Raw genomic sequence first — 20,231 nt, 5'->3', positions numbered from 1 at the left:
GCAGGGCTTGATTAGCCATAAGATTAACAATATGGTTTGTACTATATATGATCCGTAGCAACAATTAACGCTACAATGCTTCTTCCTTTACTGAATGCCTTAAAACCAATTTCATTCCCACTAAAGGTAATATTATTATCCGTTACCAACATATCGCCCAAAACTGACTCTACCCTTCCCTTAAAGTCGCCAGAAGTATACGCAATTTTTCGTTTGATTGCTTCTATATCCAATTCATCTTTGCTGTACAACACACAAATATAATCTGTGCCGGTAGTATTATCCATTGTGATATAATGATCTTCACTCGGCAAAGCAACATCATTTTGGCTATAGTTAAGCGAGGCACTAATATCTGGGGCATATGGAAAAAGCTGAAAAATTTCTTCTGTATTGTCCGTACCGATGGCATACACATAAGCAGGCTCATTGTTTGAGATGAAAATACGGAAACTAGTTCCCGACTGATAAGCTTGGTTCATCTTGTACTCGTCACCTCTCAGCGAAGCCGTCATTGCTTTTCCTCTGTCGGTCACCAGCTTGAGCTCGCCGGAAAGATCTGGTTTGGCAACTACAACAGGTGTAGGTGGCCTGTACGTACCAGGGTCGTGGATCAGCTCATAAGCATACTTGGTAAAATTAGCAAAGTCTTCATACTTCACCCAAATAAAACCTTCATTACCCCAGCCTGTACCCCAACTGTTCATAATTTCAAAAGCACCGCCATACTTGCTGTCATCGTAACCAATCACACACATGGCATGTCCTCCAAAACTACCTTTCGGATCTTCTTCGGGTTGCCAAGCTCCTTTCGCTTTGAAAAAAGAGGGAGGGCATTTCATTCCTATAATTATAGGATAGTTTTCTGAAAGCCCTTTTTTAGTCGCTTGAATTTTAAAGTTGCTACTTTGGTCTATACTGAAAATCCTAGCAAAGTCTTTTATCTTAAAGGCTTTTTCTTTCTCCTTCAAATGCATGGGCACTTCAGAAGCACAACTTTGGTCGAAGTCCGAATAATGCACCGAACCGTTGAACTTCATGTAGTTGAGCGCATCATGGATACTTGTCCCAAACGAACAGTTCACATCATTTCTATCCTTTATTTGCTGATAAACGTACCCTGGCGAGAACGTATTTTGAGAGATTTGATCCCTACTATTCCAATTGTTGCGTATTGCTTCTACTATGGTTCGCGCTGCCCAGTTGGTAGACCAACCCACACAAGTGCCATAACTTCCTTGACTCATGGGAGTTGGACAGTATTTTTTTAATGAAATAGCAGTTGGCATCGCCTCCACATAAAGCCCACGGGTAAGTGGAGCTTTTCGGGGGATCTTCGCATATTCCTCATCGTCAAAGTTTAGCCCAGTTGTGTACTCTTGGGCAAAAACAAGGTTAAAGGATAATAATCCAAGTAAAAAGATCAGTGAAATTCTCATGTTTCGAATGATTTATTTTATGCAGAATCAGTGTAGAGAAATATATGAAATGGGGAAACTTCTTTCTGTTATGTACGAATGATAAAATAGATTCTATTCCTTTTTCTTTGCATTATACTAAAAAAATTGGGTTTGTACATTTTGCTTTAGGTAGAAGAATTACCACTATTTTTTTTTAAAGCCTAATTATAAAAAGAAAAATCATACGGAATCTAATACTTATTACATGCTCTACAAATACGCAGAATATACAATAGCGTTACATTTTTCTTGCTAATAAGCCTCATTTAGTCTAAAAACAGGAAAATGATTTGCCAGTAACGGCGTTAATCGGAAACTGAAGCCCAATTGACTTTTTGAATTCAAAAATCACTTGATATAAGATGAGAATCATTTCCATAGCAAATAATAAAGGAGGAATAGGCAAAACTACATCAACCGTAAATATAGGAGCTGGAATAGCCCTTGGCGGTAAAAAAGTATTGCTAGTCGACCTCGATCCACAGGCTAACCTTAGTAAATCATTAGGTGTAAGAGAGCCCGAAAAGACCATCTACGAGTCCCTGACAGAAGAGACGGATATTCCAATTGTATCTATTTCGGAAAACCTCGACCTTGCCCCAGCTACTTTGAAACTAAGCAAAGCCGAAACCCAGCTAGACCCAGCTCAAGGAGATCATTTTATCTTAAAGGAGCAATTGGAAAAGCTTGATGGCACTTACGATTATGTATATATCGACTGTCCGCCATCGCTAAGCATTCTCACTATGAGCGCACTTTTGGCTTCTACGGAAGTATTTGTGCCCGTGCAATCCGAGTTTCTTTCCTTAGAAGGGTTGGCTTCACTAACCGAATCTTTGGAAAAAATAACCAAGCGCCTCAATCCCCAGCTAAAAGTGACCGGAGTATTTGCTACAAGATTTGACAGCAGAAAAGTGTTGAACAGAAATGTAGTGGAAGTGCTGGAACAACAATTCCCCAACGAGCTTTTCAAAACAAAAATACGGGACAATATCGCACTAGCTGAAGCACCGAGCAAGCGTATGGATATATTTAGGTACGCACCCTATAGCTACGGTGCAAAAGATTACGCAGACTTATGTGTAGAGATTTTGGAAAGACATTCCAAAGCATGAGCAGGAATTTAATTTAGAAAAAAAATAAAATAGAGATAACCATGTCAAAAAAGAGTTTTACATCAGATGCCAACGATATTTTTGGTGAATATGCAGCTCCAAAAGCAAAAGAAGCAACAGCGACACCGGTAAAGGAAAAACCTGCAAAAAAAGCATTGACAGTAAAAAAAGGAGAGTACGAAATGTATCTGCTCCCTATGGAAAAAGAGCAGTTGGCAAAAACAAAAAAACTTGCCGAAGAAAACAAGGTAGAGGTAAAAGATGTAGTAGCAACAGCTTTATCGGCTTATTTGGCTGAATAATCAAGCTCCTCATCTACTTTCAAGGATTATTGATATTTTTGCTCCCATGAAAAAGTTTGTATCAATAATCTTATTGACCCTCAGCATGATGTACGGCCTTTCCCTATCCTCATGCAACAGTTCGGGGTCTTATGGGCTCGGTTGCGTTTCAGGAATAGTTCAAGGCACAAATGTGCGGGTGTACATTGCCTGCATGACCAGAACTGAATATCTGCAAAGTGATAATGTGTTTTTTGGAAGACAATACGACAACCTCCTCTTCACCGAAATTGAGGATACGTGCAATGAATGCTCACAAATAGATTATAGTAAGCTTTAGTAAAACATGATAAACCAAAATGTCCAGCCTTAGCAGTAAGGCTGGACATTTTGGTTATAACTCTAAAAGCGTGGCCACTACTTCCGCCATTCCACAATAGCATCCGCTATTTTTCTATCATTCGCCAGCCTTGGCACTTTATTCTGCCCCCCCAGTTTCCCTATCGACTTCATATAATCTTGGAAAGCATTTTCAGCCAGTGAAGTTATTTTCAAAGTCCTCAATATATTTCCTACAATCAAATCATCGTAATAGACATTCAACTCGCAAAGCTTTTTATCTATGGCCAAGGTAAATTTTTCGAGATCATTAGGTTCGTTTTCAAAAGCCACCAACCATTCGTGGTGTGGCAAGCCCTCAGCCGGAGTGACTTGTGGGGCAACCGAAAACTCTTTAATCTTCACTTCCGGATGCAACTCCATCGCATGTTTCATCGCTTTCTCAACCTCTTCTCCTATCACGTGTTCTCCAAATGCAGAAATAAAATGCTTGATCCGACCAGTCACTAACAAACGGTACGGGTCTTTGGAAATGAACTTTACCGTATCTCCAATCGAGTACCCCCATAGCCCAGCATTCGAATTGATAATGAGCGCATAGTTTTTACCTACTTCTACTTCTTCAATGCTCAATCGAGTTGGATTATCGTTGAAGTACTCGTCAGCAGGAACATACTCGAAGAAAATCCCGCTATCTAGCAACATGAGCAAGCCTTCTTCCACCTGCGAATCTTGGTAGGCAATGAAGCCTTCCGAGGCAGGATACGTTTCTATAGAATCGACCTTTTTCCCAATGCTTTCATAGAGTTTGGCTCGATAAGGTTCAAAGTTCACTCCACCATAAACGAAAAGAGAAAAATCAGGAAAAACATCTTTGATCTTTTTTCCCGTTCTAGCCTGAATCCTATCAAAATACATCTGCACCCAAGGAGGAATACCCGAAATGAGGGACATATTTTGGGAAAGCGTCTCATCTATAATTTTTTCCAACTTCTCTTCCCACTCTTCTATGCAGTTGGTCTCATAGCTGGGCATTTGGTTGGTGCGGAGATAGCCCGGCACATGGTGGTTCACAATCCCCGAAAGCCTGCCCGTAAGCACACCGTTGGTTTCGAACATAACGGGGCTTCCCGAAAGGAAAATCAGCTTCTTGTCCAAAAACTGGGACTTTCCTGTTTCGTGAACATACGAAAGCAATGCATTCCTCGCCGAATTAATATGGTTCGGCATGGAATCCTTTGTAAGCGGAATGTATTTTGTGCCCGAAGTAGTACCTGAGGTTTTGGCAAAATAAGCAGGCTGCCCTGGCCACAATATATCGCTTTCTCCCTTGGTAACCCGCTCTACATAAGGCTTTAAATCCTCATAGTCTCGGATGGGCACATTCTTTCGGAAGTCATCATAATTGCGGATATTCTCAAAATAATGATCTTGCCCAAAGACTGTATGCTTAGCCTTGGAAATCAGGTTATCAAATACTTTTTGCTGAGAACCAATAGGGTTCATCGACCACTTTTTTTGTTCCTTTGCTATATACGCAGCAAAAGGTTTACTCAGGACTGAACGGATTCCCATAGGTTATACACTTCTTATCAGTTTAAAAAATATAGTTTACGCAGGTGACTCCCCTTCCTTTTTGAGGTATTCAACCAGTTTTTCACACAAGTTTTCAATTTCTGTTGCCATGAATTCATCGCTCGTAGCCGAACGCAAGCTGTTTGCCAGCCCGCCAATAGTATCTACATAAAAGCGCTTCATCTCGTGCGTTGGCATTTCTTTGCCCCACAAATCTATCCTCAAAGTCTCCTTTTGGATCTGGTCCCAAATAGAAATAGTGAATGCTTTTGTTTCCTGCAAACCTACCGATGGACCATTTGTAGCTTCCCAGAATAGTTTTTCTGGAACATTATCATCGTCTAACTCTACTTTAAACCTAATATCTGACGTCTTCATTTGTCTATTTTTTTACCAACCTAAACCTTCTTCTTACTTTAGACAGGCTTTAAACCTTTATTTTTGAAATAGACCGCAAAGTTGCACAAAATCGATATAAATCCTTAGAAAATGATAATCAGAATTGTAAGAATGCATTTTAGAGAAGAGAAAGCTGAAGAGTTTTTGAAGACCTTTGAAACTGTGAAAGATAAAATACTTGCTACCGAAGGCTGCCAACACCTAGAGCTGTGGAAAGAAGCTGCACAAAAAAGCAGTTTCACTACTTACAGCCATTGGCAAGATACTGAATCGCTAGAGCGATACAGACAATCGGAACTATTTAAAGAAACTTGGGCTAAAACCCAGAGATTGTTTTCGGCGAAACCCGAAGCCATTTCCTACTCCCCAGCAGTATGTCTGCCTAACATTAACATATTACCCAAATAAGGTTTAAGGCTTTTTCGAATTAATATGCCCTAAATATTGAAAAAAATAGGTAGGTGAATCCCCCATCCCATACAAAACAAGAAAGCCCGGCTCTAATAAAGCCGGGCTTTCTGTTCCTAGTGTCAAATTAATTTTTATAAAAACAATAATACATGCCCAAAAAGCGAATTAACGCCCTAGGCTCGTACTATTAACTGTAAATCTATAATACTATTTACTATTTTGAAAGGAAAACAGCTTCTAATCACAAGATAATCAGAACTTAGAACATTTTTCTTGCAGAAGACTACTCAATATAGGGTATCCCCCAAATGAAGTGAACCTTGAATTTTAATGATCAAACTATAAATAAAACCCTACGTAAGGATTTTGACAATAACGAAGAAGAAAAAGTGAAATGAAACATAATAGTAGGCGTTTATGGGGTGAAATTAAATTATCGAACAAACACTTACAACCAGCAATAGTATTATGAGAATCTTGTACATCCACGGACTAGACAATATTCCGACCTCAAGCGAACTAGAAATTCTTAGAGACAAAGGTCATGACGTTTTTTCTTTAGAGTTTGATTACAGAAAGCAAGTCGATACGTTCGACGTGTTGGTAGAATATGCACAAACAAATGAAATTGATTATATAATAGGCGCATCTGTAGGAGGGTATTATGGATACTGGCTTGGTCATTTGTTGGGCAAAAACCAGCTCCTTTTCAATCCTGCCATGCCTTTCCGCTCAGTAAGGGTACAGAGCCATAATATAGAAGAAAGAAGAGATGTAGGTAGCTATGTGGTACTAGGTGCTCACGATGATGTGATTCCTACCAACCTGAACCTTAGCTATTTTTCTACTAAAGATAATGTTAGACTCATCACATGTGAATGGATGGGCCATCAAGTTGACTTAAAAACCTTTCAGGAGATGATCCAACTTGCGGGGTTATGATTTGCCCATAGGTTAAACAATTGGAATTCACGAAACAAAAAATGCGGCCAAATGTCCGCATTTTTTGTTTCGTCTCCTATTAAATAGCATGAACCTCGTCGAGGAAAGCTTCCCATTTTTCTTGGAAAGCCTTGTTGAGTACCCTTGGAAATTTATGCGAAGCACCTGATTTGCCCAATTTCCCCAAAAAATCGTAGAAAAGCTGAAGAGGCACCGTATGCACCATAACCTCATGGAGCGCATGCTCACGCTCAGTGGCATAGTCATCGTTCAGTTCTTTCAGTGCCTCATCCAACACCCGCTTTATTTCCTCTTCGTCCATCTCTTCCGTCACGCCAACATACCACTTATGGGCAAAGAGCCCTTCATGAGGCATTCCCACCACGGTAAATTCTTTAATCTCCGTATTGAAATGCTCGGCTACTTTAATAATCCCATGGTTCATATTATCTACCGACAAATGTTCCCCACACAAGCTAAGAAAATGCTTGGTCCGCCCCGTAATAACTATATTAGCATCCTTCACAGAAGTAAACCTTATCGTATCCCCTATCATATACCTCCAAAGCCCTGCCGATGTAGAAATCAGCAATGCGTAATCTTTCCCTTCTTCCACCTCATTTATTAGCAAGGTTTGAGGGTTGTCCACAAGCTGCCCATCCGCCTCAAAGTTTTCCTCATTAAAAGGAATAAACTCATAAAACACATCATTATCCGTCACAAGCCTCATGTCTTCTCTATCAAGGGCTACTTGGTAAGAAAAAAATCCTTCCGAAGCCAAGTACGTTTCAAGGTAAATCACCTTTTTCCCTATCAGTTTATCAAAGCTCTTCTTGTACGGGGCAAAAGCCACCCCGCCATGCACGAAGATGGAAAAATTAGGCCAGATCTCATGAATATTATCGAGCTGGTAATGATCAATTATTTTGGTGAGAAGAATCTGCGCCCAAGCCGGAACCCCAGCGATAAACCCGATGTCCCAATCTTTGGCAGCCAGTACCATTTCATCTAGTTTTTCATCCCATTGTTTTATATCGGAAATCTTTTTCCCCGGCTTGTAAAACTTATGAAACCAAACGGGAAGTTTACTAGCCAAAATCCCGCTCAAGTCCCCTTCAAAATGCCCATCGACTTCGTTGAGTTTCGAGCTTCCATTGAGCATTAGTATTTTTCTATTGTACAAATCAGGCGGCAGGTCCATATCGGCCATCGTCAATATCTGTCTCCTGCTGGTCTTTTGCATTGCGTCAATCATCCTACCTGTCACTGGCACTCGCTTGCTACTTGCTTCCGACGTGCCCGAAGTGAGGGCAAAGTGGCTGACCTTTCCTGGCCAAGTCACATTTTTTTCACCCGCAATGCTCCTATAAAGCCATTCATCATGCAATTTATTATAATCAAAAACAGGAAGATTTTCTTGAAACAGCTTCGCTGGATGCGATGACTCCAATAGTTGCCCAAACCCGTAATGCTTCCCAAAAGCCGTCCCCCTAGCATCATCTAGCAATTTGCGGAGCGTCTTGTCTTGTGCCAAGGCTGGTGGAAGTGCCTTTTTCTCCAGTTTAGTTTTTTGAGCTTTGATTGCCTGCTGCAAAAGCGACCCAAAGGTACTTAACAGTTTCTCTTTCTTTATCATAGTCTTTATCGGTTAAGTTTGAAGCGCTAACTTATTTCTTTTCTTATCTAAGAAGCTGTTTTGAAATGCATCTTCAAAATTCTTATTGCTTCTTTTGACGCATAATTTCGGCTAGCCGCCCTCGTTAAAATCTCCGCAGATAGCTCCACTATCTTTGTCTATTTTGCCTTATTCTGCATCCAAAATAAGCAATAACAATTTTTAAATATAATTCCCAAACAGCGTCTTACTACTATCTAAATTCAGCACATTATTACCCTCAGCCCTACCTCTTCCCTAAAAAACTGATTTTCAATAAGCTAAAAAAAACAATATTACAACTTCATTTATTAAATTTAGATGACAAATCAATGAAAAAAAAGGCAATTATTTATGAACCATCAATCAATTTATTCCACTAAAAAAAGGACGAAGTGGAAAACCCACTTCGTCCTTTTTATTTTTTTGCAATGTAATGTCGTTCTTATTAAGCACCGGCTTTTATTCCACAGCCAATAGCTTTGGTTTTTGCTGGGCTTGGCGCTTCTCCTTTCATCAAAGCACCTATCGCTTTTTCAACAAACTTTTCATCTACACCATCCGCATCGCGCGCATTATCATCAATTGCCCCGTGATAACGAACTTTCAAGTCTTTATCTACAATAAACACTTCAGGAGTCTTGGTTGCACCATACTGAGGGTACACAGTTTGTCCCTCATCAAAAAGGTAGAGGAAAGGATAGTTCTTCTTTTTCATTTCTTCAAAGCTATCACCAGCTTTTATCTTCGGGTCATTTGGCTGGATAGCCACTACAGGGTATCCCTTTGCACCATATTTCTTGTGCAAGTCAATGATTCTTTGCTCATTAGCCTGCGCTACAGGACAGGTATTACATGTAAAAATGACAATGTACCCCTCAGGCTTTTTCCCTTCACTATCCATAATATTCTCGAAAGAATACTCTTTCCCATCCACATTTTTCAGTTTGAAATCCGGTGCTTTTTCACCTATACCCACACCATTGCCTGTTCCTAGCTCATGCTGATAGACAAAAGAAAATAACGCAAGAGAAATCGAAATCAATAGTAACTTTTTCATGACTCTTAGTTTTAGATATTAGTTAAATTTAGATTAATGAATTCTTCAAGCTCTTCTACACTTTCGAAAGTAGATTCTGTAAACGCAGATTTACCCTGACGGTAAACATACGTCACAGGAATTGCCCCCGACCATTCGGGAGATATTTTATCAATCCATTCATTGAACTTCCCATCTAGCAACACAACTACGGACGACTTGAGCTGATGCTTTCCCACAAAAGGCACTAGCTTGCTTTCGAGCTGCTTGGGAAAATCAAGGCTGCACAAAATCACCTTCACTTTCCTGTTTGCATTGCGAGCATTGAATGTTTCAAAGTGCGGAAGCTCCTCTACGCATGGCTTGCACCATGTAGCCCAAAAATTGATAATGTAAGTGGTGTCATTTTCCATATGGAACAAGGGCTCGATATCGGCAAACTTGTTATATGTAGGAATACCATTTACATAAGAGTTAGGCTTTGGCCATTGGCTGGTTGCTTCTCCCTCTTCAACCGCAGCATTTTGAGTAGAACTTTGGCAGCTACCAAAAGCCGCCGCCAGTAGAATTGCAAGAAAACCTGCCTGAATACCCTTTTTAAAAGCTTTTTTCATTTAATTTACCCAATGTTTAATTTGTGCTCTAAATATTAATAGCTATAATTAATCCGTCTGTTCTTTTGTTTTGTAAAATAGGGCAAACAACCTTTTTAAACCTATGAACAACAGCCGAATAAAACGCCAACCTCACTGCACTCTCCTTATTAGTTATTCGACAAACAAGAACATCTTTCAAAAAAACCTACCGTTCATTAGATATTTCCAGTTGTTCATTGATTAATTTTCGCAGTTCAATGTCTAATAAATAACTTATGCCCAATGGGCTTTTTAGCACTGGAGTTGTTCAAAGGTTTTATTTACAAGAAAAGTGACGGAGTATAAGACCAAACCAGCCATGTGCAGCACGAAGAAACAGTTTTGAACAATTTCATTTTCAAAAAAAAATTAATCTTTCAAAGAGTATGAACAAAAAAATGAGAATTTACCACCGCTACTTAGGCTTTTTTTTAGCAGGAATAATGGCTGTTTATGCCCTTAGCGGAATTGTGTTGATCTTTAGAAACACAGATTTTTTAAAACAAGAAAACCAATACACCAAATCGATTCCGGCAGATACAAAAACAGAAATGTTAGGAAGGGAACTGGGCATCAAAAACCTAAAAGTGACTAAAACCGAGGAGGGAATTATGTACTTTAAAGGAGGTGAGTTCAACACCCAAACTGGAGAGGCTACTTACACCAAAAAAGAGCTTCCTTTTGTGCTAGACAAGATGGTCCACCTGCACAAGGCAAACTCCGACCGCCCTCTTTTCTTCTTGAACATCTTCTTTGGGCTTTCCTTGTTATTTTTCGTAATTTCCTCTTTCTGGATGTTTACGCCCAAATCATCGGTATTTAAGAAAGGTGTGTATTTTACACTTGCAGGACTTGCATTTGCCCTTATTATTATTTTCGTTTAAGAACAACCCCTTCTGTTGTAATCCAAAAGACCACAAAAGGGGACAACTCTGATAATTCGCATAACTCGCTTTTAACTTCGACACTCCTCTGTTTTCGACAGGCAACAAGATTCACTCAATATATTTTACCAACATTACTAATTATAAATCAATGGAGAAGATAAAAAAAGAAGACATCAAGCAGGAAGTATTTGACCTGTACGATGATTATGCACACAACAGAATTGATAGAAGGGTATTTCTTGAAAAGCTATCGACTTATGCCGTAGGAAGCCTCACCGTTCCTGCCCTCCTCAGCTTTATTATGCCCAATTACCAAGATAACATTCAGGTAAAGGAAGATGACCCAAGGCTAAAAACTGAGTTTATCAATTACGATTCGCCCAAGGGTGGCGGTTCGATAAAAGCTCAGCTTTCCCGCCCCGTAGATGCGAAAGGAAAACTACCTGGAATAGTAGTAGTCCACGAAAATCGAGGACTAAACCCACACATAGCCGATGTAGGTCGCAGAGCTGCACTAGCAGGTTTCGTCTCTGTTTCCCCCGATGCGCTTTCACCGCTAGGCGGCTACCCCGGAACCGATGACGAAGGCAGAACTATGCAGCGAACACGCGATAGAAATGAAATGCTGGAAGACTTCATCGCAGCTTTCGAATACCTCAAAAACCATCCAGAATGTACTGGCAAAGTGGGTGTGGTAGGTTTCTGCTTTGGTGGCTGGGTTTCTAACATGATGGCGGTAAAATTACCCGACCTAGGAGCTTCAGTTCCATTTTACGGAAGCCAACCTTCTGCCGAAGAAGTAAAAGCTATAAAAGCCCCTCTACTCGTTCAAAATGCAGGGTTGGACAAACGTGTGAACGCAGGCTGGCCAGCTTACGAAGAAGCGTTGAAAGCCAATAATAAAACCTACACCCAGTACATGTACCCTGATGTGAACCACGGCTTCCACAACGATACTACGCCTAGGTACGACAAGCCCGCAGCCAAATTGGCGTGGGAAAGAACCGTTGCATTTTTTGAGGAAAATTTGAAATAGAATATAGTTTAGAATATCATTTGTTGCTCCATAGTCTTACCCAAAAGGCTATGGAGCTTTTTTTTGCCCCAAATGATATTCAGTCCATATTCATTTTCTTATCCTAAGACAGGATTTATTTTATATAATGTTCTACGGATAAGTCACTGCTCAGTAAAAAACGATTAAGAATAGTAGTATTTTCAATAAATCAACCTATATTTAGACATCACTTTTAAAGTAGTTAAGCATAAAACTACTAACGACCTATCAACCTTGATAGATTGTTCACCTACAAATTCCTTTGACTACCAATAGTATTTGAATACATTATCATCACAAATACAACCAGCAAAGACCCCTGAACTATAGGGTTTATTTTAACTTCCAACTCGTCACTTCAATCGCGACCCGTTTATCCAATCATTTGATTTTAGGATAAAGACTTTTATCAAACCTATTTCCCGCTTTTTTTACCATAGAAAAAGCAGGAAGAAACCACTTTACTTGAAGATAAATAAACATTATATACAACTATTTAAACATTCATTTTATGAAAGCACTGAGACTAGACAAAAAACTCTTAACTGTACTATTAGTACTGGTTTTCCAAGTGGGTTGTTTTCACTTGGCTAATGCACAAAAAGCTCCAAATAACTCAAAAGTTAGTAAGGCATTATTAGATCTGGCAAGTGAAAACCAGTCTGCTCAATTGAGCAATACAATTGCGCCCTCTTCTAAAAGCCTCAGAAAGTCGACAAAGCCTACCGATATTTTCCAATCAGGTCTTTCCGATATGGTTCAGGTGTACGATGGGTATGTTGTATTCGATGCAATAGTTGCCACATCAGCAAATGAGCTGATGGGTGAGCTTAGCGCCAAAGGATGCAAAAAACTTTCTTCTTTTGGAGGAGTGGTAAGTGGACTTATGCCACTCTCGTCCATTGCCGAAATGGAACAAGTTAGTTCTTTGAAGTTCTTGAAAGCGGCTTTCAAACCTCACAAAAACGTAGGTTTGACCACAAGTCAAGCAGATGAGGCGCAACTATCCGATGAAGCAAAAAGCCTTTTCAATGTAAATGGAGCTGGTGTGAAAATAGGTATCATTTCCGATAGCTATGACAACCTTCTTGGAGCAGATGCAACCATTGTTTCTGGTGACCTACCTGGCGCAGCCAACCCTAATGGCTTCACCACCGAGGTACAGGTACTCGAAGACCTACCTAGTGGAGGTTCAGACGAAGGGCGTGCTATGGCTGAACTAGTGCACGACGTTGCCCCAGGCTCAGAACTTGCTTTCCATACAGCATTTTTGGGTACTGCGGATTTCGCCAATGGCATCATCGAATTAGCCCAAAACGATTGCGATGTAATTGTTGATGACATTATCTACTTTGCCGAACCCATGTTCCAAGATGGCATTATCGGGCAAGCAACAGATATAGTTAAAGATGCGGGTGTAAGTTACTTTTCTTCGGCAGGAAACCAATTAGATGCTTCTTATGAAGCTCCTTTCAGAGATGGCGGAACGTACGAACTTGCTGACGCATTTTCAGGTTTTTCCTTAGGGGACTATATCATGCACGATTTTGACGAAGGACCAGGTGTAGATATATTCCAAGAAATCCAATTCCCAGCAACTGGTGGTTCACTCACGCTTGCATTACAATGGGCTGAGCCAGCTGCATCTGTTTGTGCAGGTTGCCCAGGCGCTACTTCCGATCTTGATTTCTTCTTGGTATTGGCCGAAGATACTGGCGCTGTCTTTTTCAACCTTTCAGGGTTAGACTTTAACGTAGGAGCAGATCCATTTGAACTTTTAGGTATCTCTGCTGGTGGAGCTGTTACAGCTTACTTGGCTATTGGTAAAGTACCTGACGGCACTCCAAACCCTGAAATGATCAAATATGTGAGCTATGCTGACAACCTCGTTACCGAATACGTAGGTAGAAGCAGTACTTCTTATGGGCACGCCAATGCAAACGGAGCAATTTCAGTAGGTGCAGTTAGGTACGATAGAACTCCAGAATTTGGCGTAAACCCTCCACTGAGAGAAGTATTCTCTTCATCAGGAGGTGTTCCAACCTTCTTTGATATCCAAGGAAACCCAATAAACGAATTAAGATTGAAGCCTGAAATTTCAGCTGTTCAAGGTACAAATACTACCTTCTTCGGTTTTGATTACGAAGGCGATGGTTTCCCTAACTTCTTTGGCACATCGGCATCTGCCCCTCATGCTGCTGCGGTAGCCGCATTGATGCTCGAAGCAAACGGGATGGATCTTACTCCAGATGAAATAGAAGAGGCAATGACTTCCACAGCAATAGACATCGCACCTACCAATCCTCTTACAAAGACACCTCCCGCTGGCACAGATGCCAAGTTTGACTTCGATACAGGTTTTGGGTTACTTGTAGCAACAGAGGCTATTGCCAGCACACTAGATGTACCTACGGTAACAAGCTTTACTGTAATAGATGCAAAAACCGGTGAAATGCTTACCAAACTAGAAGACGGAGATCAAATTGACTTGGCTATGTTGGAAAACCCAATAAACATCATAGCAGAAACATCGAATGGAACTGGAGAAATAAAAAGTGTGAACCTCTCACTAAAGGGAGCGACCTATGCAGGCTCATACGATACTAAAGCGCCTTATGCCTTAATCAGAAATGACAAATGGCTTCCATGGGTTGGGGAATACAACCTAACTGCAACGCCTTATACCAAGGCAAAAGGCCGTAGGAACCATTTGAAAGGCATTGAGCTTTCCATTGACTTTACCGTTGTTAATTCTGCAAAAGTGGAGCAATATGTAATAGTGAATGGCGATACCGGAGAAGATATTGGTATCTTGGGAGATACACTTAACCTTGCGGAACTACCAACTAAAAATATCGACATAAGAGCGGAAATAAACACGCCAAATGCATCGAGAGTGGTGACTATCCTTTCAGGAAAAATGTACGTGTCCTCTATTGATACACAAGCGCCTTATACGCTTGCCCAATCTTGGAACCGCAACAAATATACGTACTTGTTTAACCGTACAGGATCATACAAACTCACGTCGACCGTATATGTGGGCAAAGGCTGGTTCGGTTTTGCAGGTGAAAAAACCGAGTTTGAACTTGAAGTGATAGACGAGGCAAGTGCCGTGGCCAATGCTAGGCAGGCTAACGGATTATTGATAACTGATAACGAAGCTATTGGAGAGCCATCGCTGGAGGTTTATCCGAATGTGAGCCAAGGTATCGTAAATATTCAATTGAATGCGATAGATGCCAAGCAAACTACCCAACTCAGTATATTCAACATAGCAGGTGAAGAGGTTCTTACTAGGCCTCAGCTAAGCTCAGGTACTATCCAACTCGATTTAACTTCTTATAACAGAGGAATGTACTTCGCAAAAATAGCTGCTGGAAATAAAATTCTCATTCAAAAATTCATACTGAACTAAAACGGTCAGTATTACTGAAATATGGAAAGCTCTTGGTTTAGGCCAAGAGCTTTTTTTTGCTCTATGGAAAAGTTCTTCTCTAGCCGACTGTTTTTTTGAAAAGAATCCCGTAGGGATTCCAATAATTGTAGCAAAATGGTTTAAGCTAAAAAAACAACCCCTAACGGGGTTGCATAGATCAATGTTAAGTACTCTTTGTGCAACACCTACAGCGTTGTAATCTTTAAACCTGAAGATTACTACAAGTATGAAACCCATATTGGGTTTGTTTCTAAATAAAAATATTGTGTATTTATTTGTTTGGTGGAGATAAAGTTTTTACCGAAAAACAATCGGCTAGAGTAGAAAAACTCTTAACTCTATAAAATTGAAGTCTAGCCTACCAAACGTACTTTCAGTTTTTACAAAACCTGAACTCGTAGTGAAAAATAAAGACTGATTACGTCTGGTTTCTTCGGTGTGAAAGAGTAATTTTCGGTTCAAATTTCCAAATATGAAAATTTAAATAACTCATGAGACGTATCCGACATTTCTTTACCACACTAACACTCATTTTAATCACTACCATTTCCTTTGCCCAAGAAGTTGACCTCAGCCAATATCGATGGACGGCTGTTGAAACTTCGGGCAACCCAAAAGCCCGACATGAAAATACTTTTATAGAATACAAGGGCAAGTTTTACCTAATGGGAGGAAGAGGGGTAAACCCCGTAGATGTATATGACCCCGAAACCAAAATGTGGGAAACAAAGGGGAAAACGCCATTTGAATTCCACCATTTCCAGCCCGTAGTTTATGGCGATGCAATCTACATAGTATGCGCAATGACTGGACAATACCCCAAAGAAACCCCGCTCGAAAACGTGTGGATTTATTACCCCGAAACAGATAAATGGGAAAAAAGCGTGGAGATACCCGAAGCTCGCCGAAGAGGTGGTGCTGGTGCGGTGGTGTACAAAGATAAAATCTACGTTGCCTGCGGAATAGACTATGGACATACCAGCGGTACCAACAACAATTTTGATGCATTTGACCCAAAAACAGGCGAATGGGAAATATTGACCAAAGCTCCGCATATCCGCGATCATTTTCCAGCCATAGTAGTAGGTGACAAGCTGTACTTGGTAGGTGGAAGGAATTCCAGTTTCCATCTCAAAGGGCGTTTCACTGCATTTTTTGGGGCGACCATGCCCTATGTAGATGTCTATGATTTTGAAGCGGGAACATGGATAACCCTAGAAGAAACCCTTCCCGTTCCCACTGCTGCTGGTGGCTTGATGGAGTTTGAAGGCAAAATCTTGTACATGGGCGGAGAAGGAAACTACGCTTCAGCGTATAACCTCACCCAAGCAATGGATTTGGAAACAGGCAAATGGGAGCAACTCGCCCCCATGACCACCGGCCGACATGGCTCAGGAGCAATCCTCTACAAAAATGATATCTATATAGCTGCCGGAAGCCCCAACAAGGGAGGGGGCAACCTCAATACCTTAGAAGTATTTTCGGCTAAGCACGACTGGAAACCCCTTTTCAACGGAAAAGATTTGAGCGGATGGGAAGTAAAATGCACCGATGCCGATAAGGGAAAGGGATATTGGAGAGTAGAAAATGGAACAATCTTGTGCGATACGAAAGGCAAAAAAGATCACAACTACATGTGGTTGTATTCTGATGAAGAGTTTTCCGACTTTGAACTAAGGTTGAAATTCCAAGCCACCCGAGACCACAAAGGCAACAGCGGTGTGCAAGTCCGCAGTAGGTTCGATGAAAAAGCAGAGGTGGAAAAAGGAGTAAAAGGCTGGCTAGATGGTCCACAGGTAGACATAGAACCGAACAACCCTTGGCGCAATGGTTTCATCTATGACGAGACAAGAACTGCGAAGCGTTGGATAAACCCTAGCCTACCCGATTGGAACATAGACAAGGAAAAATATGCTCCCAAAAAGGTGGTGTACAACTGGGCTGACCAAGGAACAGGCTGGAACGACATGACCATCATTTGTAAAGGAAACCAGATCACTACTTACGTAAACAATGTAAAAGTATCGGACTACGACGGCACTGGCGTACTCGACGACAAAGGGCACAAAAAGCACAAAGTCGGCAGCAAAGGGCATATCGCCATCCAGCTCCACAAAAACTCGGTTAATTTTATACGGTTTAAGGATATTGAGATTAGGGAGTTGTAGAAAGCACTTCATTAACCAGTCACGACGTCGCTGCGAGCGACATCGTGACTCCAGACTGACACAATGAACAAATTTTATTCGATGCCAAAGAAACAGCAAACGCTGTTTCAGGTAAAGCTTGGGCTTTTTAGCTTGTTGGGAATTACCCTCTTTGGGCTAGTGCTTTTCCTAATCGACTTACACCTTTTACCCTTGGTTTTTCTCGCAATTGCTATCAATTTATCTCTAGTAGCCCCATTTTTTGATATTCCTGCTTTGGTAGAAAAAGGAAGTTTGACCTATCATTCCCTCTTCCTTTTATCCGAAAGGAAAAAGAAAGGGAGTGTCACCATTCATGGTGGAACTTTGTTCGATTATTACTTTGTGCTGGACAAAGAGCTGAGTGGGCAAGAACGAACAAAGCTCATCATGGCAGAATATCTAAAAGGCTTGCTTCAGCTCATCCAACAAGAGGAAAAAGGGGTAATCCTAAAAGGAACGAGTTACATCATCAATGAAAAAACAGCTGCAAAAATTGGGATGAAAAAAGTCAGTACCGACCCTATCCAAACCTTTATCCTTGCCTTCAATTATTTCAATTTGATGGCTTCCGTCTCTTTAGCCAGAAAGGCGATCAAGTTCCCAAATATCAGCAAGGTTTCTACTTTCCAAGGTACAGTTGAAGACATTCAGAAAAATGAGAACTACATCAAAAAGTTGATCTTGAAACTAGAGTAGTCCTTTTTCCCAACCTTTTATACACCAAACCTTATTTTTGCAACAAATAAAAACACGAACCAATGACAGAAGAAGAAAAAAGACTAAAACGGCTCGGCAAATTCTTGAGCCTTGTGCTACGCCACAAGCCTGAGGCAATTAGCATCAGCCTAGATGAAAACGGCTGGGCAGATGTGGATGAGTTACTTACCAAGGTGAGCGCATCGGGAAGAAAACTCGATCAAGAAACCCTAGAGAAGATAGTTGAAACCAACAATAAAAAGCGCTATGCTTTTGATGAAAGCAAAACAAAGATTAGAGCAAGCCAAGGGCATTCTATAGATGTGGATCTAGAATTTGAACCAATAGAACCGCCCACTATCCTATTCCATGGCACTGCCGAAAAGAACGTTGCCAGCATTTTGGGAAAAGGGTTGGAGAAAAGGAACAGGCAACATGTGCATTTGAGCAAAGATGTGGAAACCGCTGTTCAAGTAGGTAGCAGGCACGGAAAGCCCGTGGTGCTAGAAGTGTTGGCTGGGGAAATGACTAAGGCAGGGCATCAGTTTTTCCTCTCGGCAAACGGGGTTTGGCTTACCGATGCTGTTCCTGCTGAGTTTTTGAAAAAGAAAAAAGATTGACTATAATGTATCAATCCTATCTGCTTGTTATTTTAGCATTTTCAGGTTCATAAACGAGGATTTGGCTATCCGTTTACTGAGCCAATATGTGTTTCCCATGTTCGGAGACACTGTCTATTAATAGTTTCTATGTTCCTTTTTTATGTACTTCATAGGCTCTTCATCTCACGTTAGCGAACGTAACCGTGACCTTCTTAAAAAAGGATTGCTTATTACCCACTTATTTTCTCAATTTTCGAAAGGATAACCTTTTGGTCATTTTCCATTTTAGCACAGCCAATAGCTAATTGTAATTGCGCCAATTGCTTTTTTGAATCAACCCCTTCGTACAGTGCAGCCAATAAAGAATGGTAAAGATGGTTTCCAACCAAGTTTATCTTCAATGCCTCTTCAATGGCTTCTTGTTTTCCATTGGCCATTGCCAGTGCATAGGTTCGGTTCAGTGCTGCAATAGGCGAATATTCTAGTTGGAGCAAATGATTGTATAATTGAAGTATATTTTCCCACTTTTCGCTGGTTTCCCCCTCCTCCTCGGTATGCCAAAAAGCGATCGCCGCTTCCAAATGGTATTTTGTCAACCGATCTCCCGTAGCAGACTCATTTAGAAAGTACTCTCCTTTTAGCACTAACTCACTATTCCATTTATCCCGATCTTGTTCGGCATACAGTAAGTAATCACCACATTCTGAAACCCTTGCTTCAAACCTCGATGCATGGAAACACATCAATGACATCAAAGCGTTTACGTTAGGCTTGTTGGTCAGTTCATTCTCCAATAAAAGAGCGGTAAGCCTCATCGCTTCCATACAAAGCTCTTTTCTCAGTATTTTATGTTGAGTGGAAGAATAGTACCCTTCATTGAATAACAAGTAAATGGTAGTCAGCACATTTTCCAAGCGTTCGTCTATGCTTTCTTGGTCAGGAAATTCAATTTTCAGGTTGGCTATCCGCAATTTTTCCTTGCCTCGAAACAACCTTTTATTGATCGTTTCTTTGTTGGTGAGAAAAGCTTGGGAGATTTCTTCGATACCGAAACCACACAAGATTCGTAAAGCTAAGCCCACCTGTGTTTCTTTGGAAATTAACGGAGTGCAGATAGCGAAAATCATTTGCAACTGACTGTCTTTGATATTTCTGTCAGATAAGTCAATTTCTGGTTCATAGAAATCAGAAGAAGCATCCCTTATTTCCTCTTTGATTTTATGGGTAAAAAGCTTATTTCTTCGGAGATAATCTTTCGTCTTATTTTTTGCAACCAAATAAAGCCAAGCTTTAGGGTTAGCTGGAATACCTTTCAATCCCCACGTCTCCGATGCCAATAAAAAAGTATCATTCGTGATATCTTCTGCAATCTCAATATGGACTGTACCAAATAATTTACAGAGTACAGAAACGATTTTTCTGTACTCCGATTTGAATAAATTAGGAATCAACTCTGTATGATTCATACATTTTTACTTAGCATATTTTCTATACTCCTTGCTCAAATTATA

Annotated in this window: 18 protein-coding genes; 11 read left to right on the top strand and 7 right to left on the bottom strand. The window is 40.7% G+C overall.

Annotation, left to right across the window (positions count from 1 at the left end; translation table 11 throughout):
- Nucleotides 1–41: 41 nt before the first annotated feature.
- A complete protein-coding gene (locus tag R9C00_07675; protein ID WPO37325.1) occupies nucleotides 42–1,439 on the bottom strand; it encodes a C1 family peptidase in 1,398 nt (465 codons plus the stop codon).
- A 383-nt stretch (nucleotides 1,440–1,822) separates the two neighbouring features.
- Here R9C00_07675 and R9C00_07670 point away from each other — a divergent pair, with 383 nt between their 5' ends.
- From R9C00_07670 to R9C00_07660, 3 genes are read left to right on the top strand one after another with little or no spacing between them, the layout of a single operon-like run.
- The gene (locus tag R9C00_07670) at nucleotides 1,823–2,575 is read left to right on the top strand and encodes a ParA family protein (protein WPO37324.1); all 753 of its coding nucleotides are present in this window, start codon (nucleotides 1,823–1,825) and stop codon (nucleotides 2,573–2,575) included.
- A gap of 41 nt (nucleotides 2,576–2,616) precedes the next feature.
- A complete protein-coding gene (locus R9C00_07665; protein WPO37323.1) occupies nucleotides 2,617–2,877 on the top strand; it encodes a hypothetical protein in 261 nt (86 codons plus the stop codon).
- A 46-nt stretch (nucleotides 2,878–2,923) separates the two neighbouring features.
- Complete coding sequence (locus tag R9C00_07660; protein ID WPO37322.1) at nucleotides 2,924–3,196, top strand: hypothetical protein; 273 nt, start codon at nucleotides 2,924–2,926, stop codon at nucleotides 3,194–3,196.
- Between the two features lie 77 nt (nucleotides 3,197–3,273).
- On the opposite strand, the gene R9C00_07655 is transcribed toward R9C00_07660, so the two are convergent.
- Together R9C00_07655 and gldC are read right to left on the bottom strand one after the other, a co-directional pair.
- A complete protein-coding gene (locus tag R9C00_07655) occupies nucleotides 3,274–4,770 on the bottom strand; it encodes a GH3 auxin-responsive promoter family protein (GenBank protein WPO37321.1) in 1,497 nt (498 codons plus the stop codon).
- A gap of 36 nt (nucleotides 4,771–4,806) precedes the next feature.
- Nucleotides 4,807–5,148 (bottom strand): gliding motility protein GldC, encoded by a 342-nt coding sequence (gene gldC / locus R9C00_07650; GenBank protein WPO37320.1) that lies wholly within the window; start codon nucleotides 5,146–5,148, stop codon nucleotides 4,807–4,809.
- 111 nt (nucleotides 5,149–5,259) lie between these two features.
- Between gldC and R9C00_07645 the strand changes: the two genes are divergently transcribed.
- Together R9C00_07645 and R9C00_07640 are read left to right on the top strand one after the other, a co-directional pair.
- The gene (locus R9C00_07645) at nucleotides 5,260–5,577 is read left to right on the top strand and encodes an antibiotic biosynthesis monooxygenase family protein (GenBank protein WPO37319.1); all 318 of its coding nucleotides are present in this window, start codon (nucleotides 5,260–5,262) and stop codon (nucleotides 5,575–5,577) included.
- 471 nt (nucleotides 5,578–6,048) lie between these two features.
- Nucleotides 6,049–6,522, top strand: coding sequence for a YqiA/YcfP family alpha/beta fold hydrolase (locus tag R9C00_07640; GenBank protein ID WPO37318.1), 474 nt, complete (start codon nucleotides 6,049–6,051; stop codon nucleotides 6,520–6,522).
- 79 nt (nucleotides 6,523–6,601) lie between these two features.
- Here the strand turns inward: R9C00_07640 and R9C00_07635 are convergent, their stop codons facing one another.
- The 3 genes from R9C00_07635 to R9C00_07625 form a co-directional block, all read right to left on the bottom strand.
- A complete protein-coding gene (locus tag R9C00_07635) occupies nucleotides 6,602–8,158 on the bottom strand; it encodes a GH3 auxin-responsive promoter family protein (protein ID WPO37317.1) in 1,557 nt (518 codons plus the stop codon).
- A 466-nt stretch (nucleotides 8,159–8,624) separates the two neighbouring features.
- Nucleotides 8,625–9,236: a thioredoxin family protein gene (locus tag R9C00_07630; GenBank protein ID WPO37316.1), complete on the bottom strand. Its 612-nt coding sequence runs from the start codon at nucleotides 9,234–9,236 to the stop codon at nucleotides 8,625–8,627.
- Between the two features lie 11 nt (nucleotides 9,237–9,247).
- Nucleotides 9,248–9,829: a TlpA disulfide reductase family protein gene (locus tag R9C00_07625; protein ID WPO37315.1), complete on the bottom strand. Its 582-nt coding sequence runs from the start codon at nucleotides 9,827–9,829 to the stop codon at nucleotides 9,248–9,250.
- A 323-nt stretch (nucleotides 9,830–10,152) separates the two neighbouring features.
- Here R9C00_07625 and R9C00_07620 point away from each other — a divergent pair, with 323 nt between their 5' ends.
- The 6 genes from R9C00_07620 to R9C00_07595 all read left to right on the top strand — a co-directional run bounded on the left by R9C00_07620 (nucleotide 10,153) and on the right by R9C00_07595 (nucleotide 18,738).
- Nucleotides 10,153–10,734 carry a PepSY domain-containing protein gene (locus R9C00_07620; GenBank protein WPO38765.1) on the top strand — a complete coding sequence of 194 codons (582 nt, stop codon included), beginning with the start codon at nucleotides 10,153–10,155 and terminating at the stop codon, nucleotides 10,732–10,734.
- 151 nt (nucleotides 10,735–10,885) lie between these two features.
- Nucleotides 10,886–11,773, top strand: a complete 888-nt coding sequence (locus R9C00_07615; protein ID WPO37314.1) for a dienelactone hydrolase family protein — start codon at nucleotides 10,886–10,888, stop codon at nucleotides 11,771–11,773.
- A gap of 532 nt (nucleotides 11,774–12,305) precedes the next feature.
- Nucleotides 12,306–15,212 (top strand): T9SS type A sorting domain-containing protein, encoded by a 2,907-nt coding sequence (locus tag R9C00_07610; protein ID WPO37313.1) that lies wholly within the window; start codon nucleotides 12,306–12,308, stop codon nucleotides 15,210–15,212.
- Nucleotides 15,213–15,724: 512 nt separating this feature from the next.
- Nucleotides 15,725–17,401 carry a family 16 glycoside hydrolase gene (locus tag R9C00_07605; GenBank protein WPO37312.1) on the top strand — a complete coding sequence of 559 codons (1,677 nt, stop codon included), beginning with the start codon at nucleotides 15,725–15,727 and terminating at the stop codon, nucleotides 17,399–17,401.
- A gap of 81 nt (nucleotides 17,402–17,482) precedes the next feature.
- Nucleotides 17,483–18,118, top strand: a complete 636-nt coding sequence (locus tag R9C00_07600) for a hypothetical protein (protein WPO37311.1) — start codon at nucleotides 17,483–17,485, stop codon at nucleotides 18,116–18,118.
- Between the two features lie 62 nt (nucleotides 18,119–18,180).
- Nucleotides 18,181–18,738 carry an RNA 2'-phosphotransferase gene (locus R9C00_07595; protein ID WPO37310.1) on the top strand — a complete coding sequence of 186 codons (558 nt, stop codon included), beginning with the start codon at nucleotides 18,181–18,183 and terminating at the stop codon, nucleotides 18,736–18,738.
- Between the two features lie 212 nt (nucleotides 18,739–18,950).
- Here R9C00_07595 and R9C00_07590 read toward each other — a convergent pair whose 3' ends face one another.
- Complete coding sequence (locus R9C00_07590; GenBank protein WPO37309.1) at nucleotides 18,951–20,186, bottom strand: sigma-70 family RNA polymerase sigma factor; 1,236 nt, start codon at nucleotides 20,184–20,186, stop codon at nucleotides 18,951–18,953.
- Nucleotides 20,187–20,231 lie beyond the last annotated feature (45 nt).

The organism is Flammeovirgaceae bacterium SG7u.111, assembly GCA_034044135.1.
Classification (GTDB): Bacteria; Bacteroidota; Bacteroidia; order Cytophagales; family Flammeovirgaceae.
This window is presented reverse-complemented; position numbering and strand designations above follow the sequence as displayed.

What these genes read in the sequence shown, in the direction of transcription:
- R9C00_07675 (WPO37325.1), bottom strand. Translation starts at nt 1,439, where the DNA reads ATGAGAATTTCACTGATCTTTTTACTTGGATTATTATCCTTTAACCTT.
- R9C00_07670 (WPO37324.1), top strand. Translation starts at nt 1,823, where the DNA reads ATGAGAATCATTTCCATAGCAAATAATAAAGGAGGAATAGGCAAAACT.
- R9C00_07665 (WPO37323.1), top strand. Translation starts at nt 2,617, where the DNA reads ATGTCAAAAAAGAGTTTTACATCAGATGCCAACGATATTTTTGGTGAA.
- R9C00_07660 (WPO37322.1), top strand. Translation starts at nt 2,924, where the DNA reads ATGAAAAAGTTTGTATCAATAATCTTATTGACCCTCAGCATGATGTAC.
- R9C00_07655 (WPO37321.1), bottom strand. Translation starts at nt 4,770, where the DNA reads ATGGGAATCCGTTCAGTCCTGAGTAAACCTTTTGCTGCGTATATAGCA.
- gldC (WPO37320.1), bottom strand. Translation starts at nt 5,148, where the DNA reads ATGAAGACGTCAGATATTAGGTTTAAAGTAGAGTTAGACGATGATAAT.
- R9C00_07645 (WPO37319.1), top strand. Translation starts at nt 5,260, where the DNA reads ATGATAATCAGAATTGTAAGAATGCATTTTAGAGAAGAGAAAGCTGAA.
- R9C00_07640 (WPO37318.1), top strand. Translation starts at nt 6,049, where the DNA reads ATGAGAATCTTGTACATCCACGGACTAGACAATATTCCGACCTCAAGC.
- R9C00_07635 (WPO37317.1), bottom strand. Translation starts at nt 8,158, where the DNA reads ATGATAAAGAAAGAGAAACTGTTAAGTACCTTTGGGTCGCTTTTGCAG.
- R9C00_07630 (WPO37316.1), bottom strand. Translation starts at nt 9,236, where the DNA reads ATGAAAAAGTTACTATTGATTTCGATTTCTCTTGCGTTATTTTCTTTT.
- R9C00_07625 (WPO37315.1), bottom strand. Translation starts at nt 9,829, where the DNA reads ATGAAAAAAGCTTTTAAAAAGGGTATTCAGGCAGGTTTTCTTGCAATT.
- R9C00_07615 (WPO37314.1), top strand. Translation starts at nt 10,886, where the DNA reads ATGGAGAAGATAAAAAAAGAAGACATCAAGCAGGAAGTATTTGACCTG.
- R9C00_07610 (WPO37313.1), top strand. Translation starts at nt 12,306, where the DNA reads ATGAAAGCACTGAGACTAGACAAAAAACTCTTAACTGTACTATTAGTA.
- R9C00_07605 (WPO37312.1), top strand. Translation starts at nt 15,725, where the DNA reads ATGAGACGTATCCGACATTTCTTTACCACACTAACACTCATTTTAATC.
- R9C00_07600 (WPO37311.1), top strand. Translation starts at nt 17,483, where the DNA reads ATGCCAAAGAAACAGCAAACGCTGTTTCAGGTAAAGCTTGGGCTTTTT.
- R9C00_07595 (WPO37310.1), top strand. Translation starts at nt 18,181, where the DNA reads ATGACAGAAGAAGAAAAAAGACTAAAACGGCTCGGCAAATTCTTGAGC.
- R9C00_07590 (WPO37309.1), bottom strand. Translation starts at nt 20,186, where the DNA reads ATGAATCATACAGAGTTGATTCCTAATTTATTCAAATCGGAGTACAGA.